This window comes from Mesorhizobium sp. M1050 (assembly GCF_040318715.1).
Taxonomy (GTDB): domain Bacteria; phylum Pseudomonadota; class Alphaproteobacteria; order Rhizobiales; family Rhizobiaceae; genus Mesorhizobium.
Genome location: NZ_JAMYMV010000070.1, coordinates 1 through 12,003, shown reverse-complemented (window position 1 = coordinate 12,003; position 12,003 = coordinate 1). Strand labels below are relative to the sequence as shown.

10 protein-coding genes are annotated in these 12,003 nt (G+C 62.5%); 4 read left to right on the top strand and 6 right to left on the bottom strand.

Annotated elements, in window-relative coordinates; translation table 11 throughout:
• The first annotated feature begins 65 nt into the window (after positions 1-65).
• Positions 66-311: a hypothetical protein gene (locus NKH57_RS27490; RefSeq protein WP_352949065.1), complete on the top strand. Its 246-nt coding sequence runs from the start codon at positions 66-68 to the stop codon at positions 309-311.
• 174 nt (positions 312-485) lie between these two features.
• Here the strand turns inward: NKH57_RS27490 and NKH57_RS27485 are convergent, their stop codons facing one another.
• The 5 genes from NKH57_RS27485 to NKH57_RS27465 all read right to left on the bottom strand — a co-directional run bounded on the left by NKH57_RS27485 (position 486) and on the right by NKH57_RS27465 (position 6,079).
• Positions 486-1,880, bottom strand: coding sequence for a pyruvate dehydrogenase complex dihydrolipoamide acetyltransferase (locus tag NKH57_RS27485; protein ID WP_352949062.1), 1,395 nt, complete (start codon positions 1,878-1,880; stop codon positions 486-488).
• Between the two features lie 3 nt (positions 1,881-1,883).
• Positions 1,884-2,882, bottom strand: a complete 999-nt coding sequence (locus NKH57_RS27480; RefSeq protein WP_352949059.1) for an alpha-ketoacid dehydrogenase subunit beta — start codon at positions 2,880-2,882, stop codon at positions 1,884-1,886.
• Positions 2,882-3,910, bottom strand: coding sequence for a thiamine pyrophosphate-dependent dehydrogenase E1 component subunit alpha (locus tag NKH57_RS27475; RefSeq protein WP_352727523.1), 1,029 nt, complete (start codon positions 3,908-3,910; stop codon positions 2,882-2,884). The genes NKH57_RS27480 and NKH57_RS27475 overlap by 1 nt, the downstream gene beginning before the upstream one ends.
• A gap of 2 nt (positions 3,911-3,912) precedes the next feature.
• The gene (locus NKH57_RS27470) at positions 3,913-5,241 is read right to left on the bottom strand and encodes an NAD(P)H-dependent oxidoreductase (RefSeq protein WP_352949057.1); all 1,329 of its coding nucleotides are present in this window, start codon (positions 5,239-5,241) and stop codon (positions 3,913-3,915) included.
• A 304-nt stretch (positions 5,242-5,545) separates the two neighbouring features.
• Positions 5,546-6,079: a TetR/AcrR family transcriptional regulator gene (locus NKH57_RS27465; RefSeq protein ID WP_352949055.1), complete on the bottom strand. Its 534-nt coding sequence runs from the start codon at positions 6,077-6,079 to the stop codon at positions 5,546-5,548.
• Positions 6,080-6,236: 157 nt separating this feature from the next.
• On the opposite strand from NKH57_RS27465, the gene NKH57_RS27460 reads away from it, so the two are divergent.
• Both NKH57_RS27460 and NKH57_RS27455 read left to right on the top strand, forming a co-directional pair.
• Complete coding sequence (locus NKH57_RS27460; protein ID WP_352949101.1) at positions 6,237-7,526, top strand: efflux RND transporter periplasmic adaptor subunit; 1,290 nt, start codon at positions 6,237-6,239, stop codon at positions 7,524-7,526.
• Positions 7,523-10,606: an efflux RND transporter permease subunit gene (locus NKH57_RS27455; RefSeq protein WP_352949052.1), complete on the top strand. Its 3,084-nt coding sequence runs from the start codon at positions 7,523-7,525 to the stop codon at positions 10,604-10,606. Before NKH57_RS27460 ends, NKH57_RS27455 begins: the two co-directional genes overlap by 4 nt.
• A 214-nt stretch (positions 10,607-10,820) precedes the next feature.
• On the opposite strand, the gene NKH57_RS27450 is transcribed toward NKH57_RS27455, so the two are convergent.
• The gene (locus NKH57_RS27450; RefSeq protein WP_352949049.1) at positions 10,821-11,282 is read right to left on the bottom strand and encodes a L,D-transpeptidase; all 462 of its coding nucleotides are present in this window, start codon (positions 11,280-11,282) and stop codon (positions 10,821-10,823) included.
• 354 nt (positions 11,283-11,636) lie between these two features.
• On the opposite strand from NKH57_RS27450, the gene NKH57_RS27445 reads away from it, so the two are divergent.
• The coding region (locus NKH57_RS27445; RefSeq protein WP_352949047.1) for a hypothetical protein at positions 11,637-12,003 on the top strand (367 nt) is incomplete at its 3' end.

Genomic DNA, 12,003 nt, shown 5'->3' with positions numbered 1-12,003 from the left:
CGCGGCGGGTTCAAGCATGGGCACTGGATTGGCGCAACTTAACCGCTGACAGGTTGGTGATCTGGATGACAACGCACAGGAGGTCGAGCCACCCCGGCGTTGGCGCGATTCCGACTAGGCTGGCTCTTCCGCCGGCTCGGTATCCCGTCCAGAAGCCGTTCGTCCAGGCGCGTTTCGCCAAACCAATTCAGCCGATTGATGCTGACGAAGCCGGCATCGATCGCCGCGTTTTCGTCGCCCGGCTGGCTGGCATCGTCGCGGCCGATGCGCGGCTGGCGGCTGTTCCGCCGGCAGCGCGGTCGGCAGGTTGATGCTCAACCGATGGCCCTCCGTCGCCCAGTCGGCACGCGACTGCCGCGGTGAGGCGATCAGCGTGCCCAGCCACGGCTCATCGGCATCGGTGAAGTCAGGGTTCTTCACGCGAGAAACAACAAGGCGTTCTGTTTGTGAGCCGGCTTCGCAGGCCGACACCACCCCGCCATGCATTAAACCAGCATGCCCATCGGGTTCTCGATCAATCGCTTGAACGCGACCAGCAATTCGGCACCCAGCGCACCGTCGACGGCACGATGGTCGGTCGATAGCGTCACCGACATCACGGTGGCTATCTTGATCTCGCCGTTCTTGACCACTGCCCGCTCCTCGCCGGCGCCGACCGCCAGGATCGTCGCATGCGGCGGGTTGATAACGGCGGCAAAATCCTTGATGCCGAACATGCCGAGATTGGACACCGCCGTGGTGCCGCCCTGATACTCTTCCGGCTTCAGCTTGCGGCTGCGGGCGCGGCTGGCCAGATCCTTCATCTCGTTGGAAATGGTGGACAGGGTCTTCTCGTCCGCATGCCGAATGATCGGCGTGATCAGCCCACCGGGGATCGACACGGCAACGCCGACATCGGCATGCTTGTGCTTGACCATGGCGCTTTCCGTCCACGAGGCATTGGCATCCGGCACCGCCTTCAGCGCCATCGCCATCGCCTTGATGACCATGTCGTTGACCGACAGCTTGTAGGCGGGAGCATCACCCTTGTCGGTCTTCTTCACCGGGGCTGCCGCATTGATCTGCGTACGCAGCGCCAGCAGCGCATCGAGTTCGCAGTCGAGCGTCAGGTAGAAATGCGGGATGGTGGTCTTGGCCTCGACCAGGCGCCGGGCGATGGTCTTGCGCATGTTGTCATGCGGGACGAGATCATAGGAGCCTTGCTCGAACAGGCGCAGAACGTCCCCCTCCCCCTTGAGGGGAGGGTGGCCGGCCAAAGGCCGGTCGGGTGGGGTCGGCTCGACTTGGCTCGGCGCAAAGGAGGTGCCTTCTGAGAGGACCCCCTCCGTCCGCTTCGCGGACGCCTCCCCCTCGAGGGGGGAGGAAAGTGCCACATCGATATCGGCCTTGACGACGCGGCCGTATGGGCCAGTGCCTGATATATTGGAGAGCGCAATGCCTCCTTCTCGAGCCAAGCGCCGTGCCAAAGGTGTCGCGCGGGTCCCCCCCTCCCCCTTGAGGGGAGGGTGGCCGGCCAAAGGCCGGTCGGGTGGGGTCGGTTCGACCGGACGCGGCTCAAGGGCAGTGCCTCCTGGGGCAACCCCCTCTGTCGACCTCGTCGACATCTCCCGCTCAAGGGGGGAGATTGGCGCATAGGCTTCATCCTCGGCATAGATCCAGGCAACAGCCGCACCGACCGCAATATCGACACCCTCCTTGCCGGTGACATCGCGCAGGACGCCGCTCGCCGGCGCGTCGATCTCCATCGCCGCCTTGTCGGTTTCGATCTCGAACAGCACATCGCCCTTTTTGACGCGCGCGCCTTCCTCGGCGAACCAGCGCGAGATCTGTCCGGTCGCCATGTCCATGTCGACCTTGGGAAGAATGACTTCGGTCGGCATCGACTAGCGAACCCCCTTCACGAGGTCGCGCGCGGCGGTGATGATGTCGGGAACCTGCGGCACTGTGGCCTTTTCCAACTCCGGATTGTAGGGGATCGGCGTCTCGGCGCCGCCCAGCCGCACGATCGGCGCGTCGAGGTAGTCGAACGCCTCGCTTTCGGCGATCATGGCGCTGACCTCGGCGCCGATGCCCAGCGTCTTGACCGCTTCGTAGACGCACATCAGCCGCGACGTCTTCTTGACGCTGTCGATGACGGTCTGCTTGTCCATCGGCCGGATGGTTCGCAGGTCGACAACCTCGACGTCGACGCCTTCGCTCTCCAGCGCTGCAGCGGCGTCGAGCGCCTTCTGCACCATGATAGAGGTGGCGACGATGGTGAGATCCCGGCCCTCGCGGCGGATATCGGCCTTGCCGATCGGCACGTTGTAATATCCTTCAGGCACCGGGCCCTTCACCTTGTAGAGCAGCTTGTGCTCGAAGATCATCACCGGATCGGGATCGGCGACAGCCGCCAGCAGCATGCCTTTAGCGTCGTAGGGCGTCGCCGGCTGGATGACTTTCAGACCCGGCACATGGCCGAGCCAGGCTTCGAGGCTCTGGCTGTGCTGGGCCGCCGCGCCGGTGCCGGAGCCAGCGGGAAAGCGCATCACCACCGGCACCGAAACCTCGCCGCCCAGCATGAAGCGCATCTTGGCGGCCTGGTTGACGATCTGCTCCATAGCCAGCGTGGCGAAATCGGAAAACTGGAATTCGAAGATCGGCCGCATGCCGGTGAGGGCGGCACCGACGGCAACGCCCGCACCTCCCAGTTCCGAGATCGGCGTGTCGATCACCCTCTCGGTGCCGAAACGCTCGACCAGATCGCCCGTGACCTGGAAAGCGCCGCCATAGACGCCAATATCCTCGCCCATCAGGAAGACGCGTTCGTCCATGTCCATGGCGATCGCCATGGCCTCCTGGATCGCCTGGGCGTAGCTCAGTTCACGCACCATCGCGTCCATCACGCCTGCTCCGTGTAGACATAATTCCCGGTATCGCGAACGTCAGGCGACGGGCTCGCCTTGGCGAACTCGATGCCGTCGGCGATCTCCTGCGCCACCGCGCCACGGATTGCCTCGATACCCTTGTCGTCGATGAAGCCGAATTCCCTGAGCTCGCTCTCGAACAGCGTGATCGGATCTCGGTTCGACATCCAGTCCTCGATCTCCTCCTTGGTGCGATAGCGGTTGCGGTCGCTCTTGGAATGGCCGCGATGGCGATAGGTCTTGGATTCGATCAGCGTCGGCCCCTCGCCCGCGCGGGCTCGGGCGACGGCCTGATGAGACGCCTCGGCGACCTCGGAGAAAATGTTGCCATCGACGATGACGCCCGGCATCGAATAGGCGGCGGCGCGCTCGGCGATGTTCTTGACCGCGGTCGAGCGGGCCGTCGATGTCGACATGCCGTAGCCATTGTTCTCGCAGACGAAGATCACCGGCAGCTTCCAGATCGCAGCCATGTTGAGCGCCTCGTGGAAGGCGCCTTCATTGTTGGCACCGTCGCCGAAGAAGGAGACCACGACCTTGCCGGTCTTCATCATCTTGGAGGAAAGCCCGGCGCCGACGGCGATCGGAATGCCGCCGCCGACGATGCCGTTGGCGCCGAGATTACCCTTGGCGACGTCGGCAATGTGCATCGAGCCACCGCGTCCCTTGCAGTAGCCTGATGTCTTGCCGAAGAACTCGGCGAACATGCGCTTGACCTCGGCGCCTTTGGCGATGCAATGGCCGTGGCCGCGATGTGTCGAGGTGATCTGATCATCCTCGGCGAGCGGCATGCAGATGCCCATGGCGCTGGCTTCCTGGCCGATCGACAGATGCATGGTGCCGTGGATGAGGCCGCGCGTGTAGCACTCCTCCGCCCCCTCTTCGAAGCGGCGGATGAGGTACATCTTGTGGAGCACCTGCCTGAGTTGCTCGGCGCTGTACTGGCGATAGACGAAAGGCAGGTTGGCGCGACTGTCGGCGACGGCTTTGCTGGCTCCGGCCATGATCACGCCTCCACGGACCCGTAGACGAGCTTGTCCTGGCGGGCGCGCAGTTCGGCGATCTTGGAGCCCGCTGCGGGAGCGGCATTGGCATAGGTGATGAGCTCGCCCTTCTTGATCGACGCGGTGACCGAGCCGCCCTGCAGCAGGCCGCAGGGAATGGCCTTGGCAGCGCGCGCATCCGGCGTCGTCATGATCCAGGCGCGATAGCAATATTCGCCGATCGCATCGAGTTTCTCCCCGGGCTTCATATCTTTCTTGGCCACCGCGCAGACCTCGGCCACGGGCTTCGCCAGCGGCACCATGTCGGCCTTGCCGTAGAGCACGACGCGGGCGCAGGTCAGCGGCACCTCGAGTGAGGTCAGATGATAGGGACGGTGGAACGTGAAGTACGGGCCTTTGCCCATCTTCAGATCTTCCATGCGCTCGGAGATTCGCGGATGCGACATGTCGGCGACGACGAAGACGCCGGGCGCAACGCCTTTGCCGATCGAATAGTCCACGACACCGACCTTCGACAGCACGCCGCCATCCTTCTGGGGCACCAGGACCTTGGACAATTCGCCAAGCGTGGCAGTCGGGCCATGCATGCCTGGCTTGTCGGGCACCAGCCCCGTGGCATTGGCGATCGCCGCCATCTCGACCATGGTCTTCGAGCCGTCGACGAATTCGACCAGCATGCGCACATTCATGTGCCGGCGCCTGGCCTCCTCCTCATAGTCGGGGGGGATGGCATCGATGTTGAGCGGGTTGTTCTTGCCCTTGCCGGCGGCAACGATCGGGTGCCCCATGGCCGAGACGAACTCGATCAGCTCCATACAGGAGGACGGCTCGTCGCCGGCCCCCAGCGAATAGGTGACGCCAAGCCGGTCGGCCTCGCTCTTCAGATAGGCGCCGATGGTGACGTCGGCCTCGACATTCATCATCACCAGGTGCTTGCCATGCTCCATGGCGCGCAGTCCGATCTCGGCGCCGACGGCGGGAACCCCCGTGGCGTCTATGACGACGTCGATGAGATCATTGTTGATGACAAGGCTGGCATCGCTGGTGACCGCCACCTTGCCGGCCTCCATCGCCGCCGTCATCGCCGAAGCGTTCGACACTTCGCGCGCGTGCCCGGGTTCCTGGAAGGCGATATCCACCGCCTTGGTGGCGGCGGGCAGGTTCAGTTCGGAAATGGCGCCGATCTCGATGCCCGACATATGGGCGACGCGGGTGACGATGTCGGTTCCCATCTCGCCGGAGCCGATCAAGCCGATCCGGATAGGCTTGCCGGTCTTGGCGCGTTCCTCGAGATCGCGGGCAAGACCCGTCAGCGAAACATTGGAAGCCATACCGCTTTCCTCCCATAATGCAGGCTCGTTCAATTGCCTGACGGGTATTGAACATATGTATTTGTGTCAAGACTAATGTCCAAAAATTGCCGGCTTTTAGGTGACTTCCCGGCAGCCCCCGCGGGACCGAAAAGAGGCAGGGAATGGCCGGTTCAGCGGTTACCGCAAGCGAGGTGCTGTCCATCCACAGGCTGGACACGTTGCGCAATCTGATCGCCGGCGATGGCGGTGTCGAGCACCTGACACCGCGATCGTCCTGCGCCGAGACATCGAGCGTGCTGCGAATTGAACCCGTTCGGCGCGCCTATCCGGCAATCTCCAGCAAGGACGATACCAGCAAGTCTCGCTCGCCTTTTGACAGGACATCCGAATCGAAGAGGTTCATGCTGCGCAATCCCTCAATGGCGAGATAGCAGACCAGCAGCGATTTGAGGTCGGGCGTCTCGCCCTTCAGCCGTTCGAAAAGCTGCCGCTTGAATGTCTTTATCGGCGTCATGAAATCGGGATCCTCGGCGATAGCCGAGAAGATCCAGGACGCGGACGGCTGTTTTTCCTCGTAATCATTGGCCGACAGCCTGATGTAGACGGCCAGCGGATTTTCGTCCTTGTCATTCGTGCTGGCGGTTTCCAGCGCCTGCTCGAACTCGCGCAGATAACCTTCGACCAGCCCCTGCATCAATTTGGCCTTGGTCGGAAAATTGTAGAGCAGCCCGCCCTTCGATACGCCGGCGCGACTGGCGACCGCTTCCAGCGACAGACTGCCTGGCCCGGACTCCCGTGCGACATCGGCCGCCGCAGCGAGAATTTTCTCGCGCGAGTTCTTTCTTCGGGCTCTCATGGCGCCTCCCATCGCAAGCTTAGGCCCAATTGACAAGACCGTCCAGACGGTACAGTAAGACCGCCGTTATTTGAAATCGGGACCCGCAGTCGATATGTGTCCCGATGTCCGCGCTTCGCGCCGGATTTCGACTAAGGGGACCTCCTTGCTCAAGCGCATGCGTATACTCCGTATCTTTATCATCATCCTGGTCCTGGTCGTGCTCTTCGTCGTGGTCGGCGGCATCGTCGGCTTCAACTTCCTGCGCGACAACGGCATCAAGCAGTATTTCGCTTCGATGAAGCCGCCGGCGGCAACCGTTTCGACGACCATCGCCAAGCCGTCGACCTGGACGCCGGGCATCGAGGCGATCGGTACGGTCAAGGCGGTGCGCGGCGTCGACCTGACGGTTGAGACCACCGGCATCGTCAAAAGCATCCTTTTCCACGCCAACCAGAAAGTGGCCGACAATGCCGTTCTGCTGCAGCTCGACGACGCCGTCGAGCGCGCCGATCTCGACGCACAGAAGGCACAGGCCGCGCTCGATCAGACATCGCTGGCCCGCGCCATCGAACTGACCAAGCGTGGCGTCGGCTCCGATTCGACGCTGGACACGGCGCGTGCGGCGGCCTCGGCCTCTGCGTCCCAGGTTACAAAGCTGCAGGCCGTGCTCGATCAGAAGCAGCTGACGGCGCCTTTCGGCGGCACGGTGGGCATTCCCAAGATCGATATTGGCCAGTATCTGGCGCCCGGCACCGCCGTGGTGACGCTGCAGGATCTCGACACGATGCGGGTCGATTTCTCGGTTCCCGAACAGCAACTCCCGTTGCTCAAGATCGGCCAGACGGTTCGGTTGGGCTTCGGCGGTGAGGACAGGCCGTTTGCCGGTGCCATTCGCGGCATCGACCCGAAGATCGACTCGTCCAGCCGGCTGGTGAATATCAGGGCGGAAGTCGCCAATCCCGACGGCAAGCTGACCCCTGGCCAGTTTGTGCAGGTGCGTGTCGAGCTGCCCGAAGAACAGAACGTGCTGACGCTGCCGCAGACCGCGCTGACCACAAGCCTCTATGGCGACTACATCTTCGTGGTGCAGCCGGCGAAACCAGCCGAGGCGGCCCCGGCAGCGGCAGCCAAGCCGGAGGAAAAGTCCGCAGCGCCTGCAGCGGATAAATCGACGGAGGCCAAACCTGCAGACACCAAGCCAGCCGACGCCACGAAGCCGGCGGACAAGGCTGCCGATTCGGCCAAGCCAGCTACCGAAGGCGAAAAGCCTGCGCTGGTATTGTCGCAGGTGTTCGTCAAGCCGGGTCGCAGCAATGCCGGCATGGTCGAGATCGTCCAGGGGCTGAAGGCTGGCGACGAGGTCGTCACCGCCGGTCAGAACCGCCTCTTCAACGGCATGTCCGTCGTTGTGGACAACACTGTCGACCCGACCAAATCGGCGAACAAGCAGGCCGACCAGCAATGAGCGTTTCCGATCTCTTCATTCGCCGTCCTGTGCTTTCGACGGTTCTTGCCTGCATGATCCTGCTCTTGGGTTTCCAGGGCATCTTCAATCTCTCGATCCGGCAGTATCCGAAGGTCGACGAGACCGCGATCACGATTACCACCGCCTATCCAGGCGCCAGCGCCGATCTGATCCAGGGCTTCATTTCCGCCCCGATCGCCCGCGCCGTCGCCTCGACCGAGAACATCGACTACGTCACCTCGTCCAGCCGCCCGTCCTCCAGCACCGTGACGGTGCAGATGAAGCTCGGCTCCAACCCTGACGTTGCGCTGACCGAGGTGCTGTCCAAGGTCCAGGGCGTGCGCGGTACCTTGCCGGACGCCTCCAAGGACCCTGTCATCGTCAAGGGCACCGGCCAGCAGTTCGCGATGATGTACATCTCGATGCAGAATCCGAACATGACGAAAGAGCAGCTGACGGAGTACATCGAGCGCGTCATCAGGCCACGCATGTCGACGGTCGAAGGCGTCGCCGACGTGCAGATCTTCGGCGCCCAGGAATACTCGATGCGCGTCTGGATCGATCCGATCAAGCTCGCCGCGCGCGGCGTGACGGCTTCCGAACTGCTGACGGCGATCAACAATTCCAACTTCCTGTCGGCCCCCGGCAATACCGAGAACGAATACGTCGTCTCATCGATCACCGTACGCTCGACATTGCAGACGCCGGAGGCGTTCGCCGAGCTGCCGCTGCGTTCGACCGCCGGCAATGTGGTGCGGTTGCGCGACGTCGCGCGCGTCGAGCTCGGCGCCGAGAACACCGACACCAGGGTCAGTTTTAACGGCAAGCCCGGCACCTTCCTCGCCATCTTTCCGACGCCGGCAGCCAATCCGCTGACCACGGCGGCGGCGCTCACCAAGCTGGTGCCGGAGATTCAGGAGACTCTGCCGAAGGGCATGACGATCGAGGTCGTCTACGACGCGACCGAACAGATCAGCGCCTCGATCGAAGAGGTGTTCAAGACCATCGCCGAGGCGGTTGCCATCGTCGTCGTCGTCATCCTTTTGTTCCTTGGCTCCTTCCGTTCGGTGATGATGCCGATCGTCACCATCCCGCTGTCGTTGATCGGCGTCTGTTTCCTTCTGTTTGCCGTCGGCTATTCGATCAATCTTCTGTCGCTGCTGGCCATGGTGCTGGCGATCGGCCTTGTCGTCGACGACGCCATCGTGGTGGTGGAGAACATCCATCGTCACATGGAAGAAGACAACATGCCACCGATGCAGGCTGCGTTCAGCGGTATGCGCGAAATAGCATCAGCCATCGTTGCCATGACCATGACGCTGGCAGCCGTGTTCGCGCCGCTGGCCTTCACCGGCGGCCTGACCGGCGCTCTGTTCCGTGAATTCGCGGTCACGCTCGCCGGCTCGGTGGTGCTGTCGGGCGTCATCGCCATCACCATCACCCCGATGATGTCGGCACGCCTCCTGAAATCCGGCACGCCGGGCCGTTTCCAGCGCATTGTCGACGGCGCCTTCGCACGCGTCGAGCATGTCTATGAACGGGCCGTCACCGGTTCACTCAACTATCGCCCCTTGACGCTGATCATCGTGCTTGCGCTTGTCGGCGTGACCGGTTTCATGTTCACCAAGACCTCGACCGAGCTGGCGCCGGAAGAAGATCAGGGCTTTCTGCTCTCGATCGTGACAGGGCCACGTTATGCGACGTCCGATTACACCGAGACATACGTCAATCAGATCCTCGGTCTGGTGAAGGATATTCCCGAGACACGGGCGCAGTTCTCGGCCGTCGCCTTCGGCGGCACGACAAACAGCGCCTTTGTCGGCTATGCCTTCAAGGATTGGGCGGAACGCAAGCGCAATTCCAAGGAACTGCAGGCCGACATTACGGCCCGTATCGCCAAAGTAGCCGGCGTCGAGGCCTTCGTCTTCGCGCCGCCGACGCTGCCGGGCTCCGGCGGCGGCCTGCCGATTTCCATGGTGGTACGATCGACCGGCGGTTCCCCGGAAGTGTACGAGGTGGCCGAGCAGATCAAGAAAAAGGCGCAAGCCTCCGGCCGCTTCATCGTCGTGCAGAATTCCATGGCCTATGACGCACCGGAGGTGACGGTGACCATCGACCGTGACCGCGCCGCGGCTCTGAACCTGCCGATCGCCGATATCGGTCGCACGCTGACACTGCTGGTCGGCGGCGCCGAAGTGGCGCAGTTCGACCGCGACTCCAACAGCTACGACATCATCCCGCAGGTGCCGCAGGAATTTCGCGACAACCCCGACAAGCTCGGCGAATACTTCGTGCGCAGCGTAACGGGCGAGATGGTCCCGCTGTCGGCGGTGGTCAAGATTTCGACCAATGCGGCGCCGGCGGCCGTCGAGCAGTTCAACCAGCTGAATTCATCGACGATTTCAGCGCTTCCACTGCCCGGCGTCACCACTGGCGACGGGCTGAAGGCGCTGGAGGACATCGCCAGGGAAAGCCTGCCCGATGCCTTCTTCCTCGATTATTCCGGCCAGTCCCGGCAGGAAAAGGAACAGGGCAACACCATCCTGATCGCTTTCGCGGCGGCAGTTCTCGTCATCTATTTGGTTCTGGCGGCGCAGTTTGAAAGCTTCCGCGACCCGCTGATCATCATGATGGCGGTGCCGCTGTCGATCTTCGGCGCGATCGTGCCGCTCAATCTGGGTCTCGGCACGCTCAACATCTATACCCAGGTCGGCCTGATCACGCTGATCGGCCTGATCACAAAGCACGGCATCCTGCTTGTCGAGTTCGCCAACCAGCAGCGCGAAATCCATGGCATGCGGCGGCATGACGCCATCATCGCCTCGGCCAAGGTGCGCCTGCGGCCGATCCTGATGACGACAGCGGCGATGGCGCTTGGCGTTGTGCCGCTGATCACGTCCAGCGGCGCCGGTGCCGCGGCCCGCTACTCGATGGGCCTGGTGATCTTCACCGGCATCCTGGTCGGAACCATGTTCACGCTGTTCGTCGTGCCCATGTTCTACACCTTCATCGCCAGCAAGGACCTCCCTCACCTGGCCGAGAAACCGGATCCCAAGCTGATGCCGGCACTGCCGAGCTAAGAGCAATTCCAGGAAAAGTGTGAGACGGTTTTCGGTCCGGAAATGCGTCAAAAAGCGAATTAGAGCCGTTCGCCGTTCCGTGAACGGAGAACTGCTCTAATTGCACAAGAAGTAGCTGGAAACAAAAAAGAGGCCGGGATTGTCCCCGGCCTCTTTTTTCCGATGATCGCTCCACGGCTTCGGCACAATAGAGCCGAAGGCAACGACCATCAGGCTACTTGACGATGACGATGCTGGTGTTGGTCGCCCCGAAGGTTTCGACGAGCTGGTAGAAATCGGCGGCGTTGTCGGGATGCAGTCGCACGCAGCCATGTGAGGCCGGCTGGCCGAGACGCTTGATCGCATAGGTCGCATGCACTGCGTAGCCGCCGCTGAAGAAGACCGAGTGCGGCATCGGTGCGTTGTCGTATTTCTTCGAGTACCACATCTGATGCATGCGCGTCGGCTTGAACGAGCCGGTCGGCGTCACATGGGCGCGGTCGCCGGTGGAAACCTTCCAGGCGAAGGTCGGCCGGCCATCGACCGAGACCTCCATGATCTGCTGCGAAAGCGAAACGCGCGCCACGATCTTGTTGGCGGCGTGGGCCACGCCTGGCCCGGCGCCGAACAGAAGTGCGGCACCGGTCAGCACGGCAGCGGTGATGTTGATGAGCTTGGCGGCAATGGCGGTATGCATGATGAAATCCCTCTCTATGCCGGTCAGGCCGGCTCCAATTCAATGGCTGCTTATCCCTACGTCATGTTTCCAGCAGATTTCGCAAAATCCTCGTTTGTGTTTCGAATCTGTTTCCACTGGTTAACAAACGCCGCGCTTCGTACAGCCGAAAAGAGAGCCAGATCGGCCAGGCGCTAGCGGGGCCAGGGCCACGAACATGGGATCTGCCTCTAAACGAAAGTGCGGATTGGCGGCATACGAAAGAATAGCCGTCGATTTCGAAACCAGATTGCAACAAAGCGCGGCTTCGAGCGGCATGATCCGGATACGGGCCGCAAGCAAAGTTGACGCAACGAAAGCAGCCGGTAACGAAACATGGGAACGAAATCGAACGCTCTGCCCTGGCTTCTCAGGATCGGCATCGCGGCAATGGTCATCGGCGGCATCGGCACGGGTGCCGGCACCCCGCTGGCTAGACTCGGTGCGATGAATTCAGGCGAGATTTCGACATTGCATGCCGCACTGTTTTTCGCCTCGGTCTGGATTGTTTCCAGCCTGCGCATTGTTCGGCTCAAGGCCCTCTGGCGGGTCGGTCTTAGGCTGACGGGTTTGCGCGGCCCCTCCGGCAACTTGCTGCCGAGAGGACCGAAGGCCCCCGCCCCGCCCCGGGGGGTCGGGCGGCCGGGGGCGCTCGCGGGGGTCCATAACAGAAACCGCATAAATTTCAATTTTTGGAAACAGG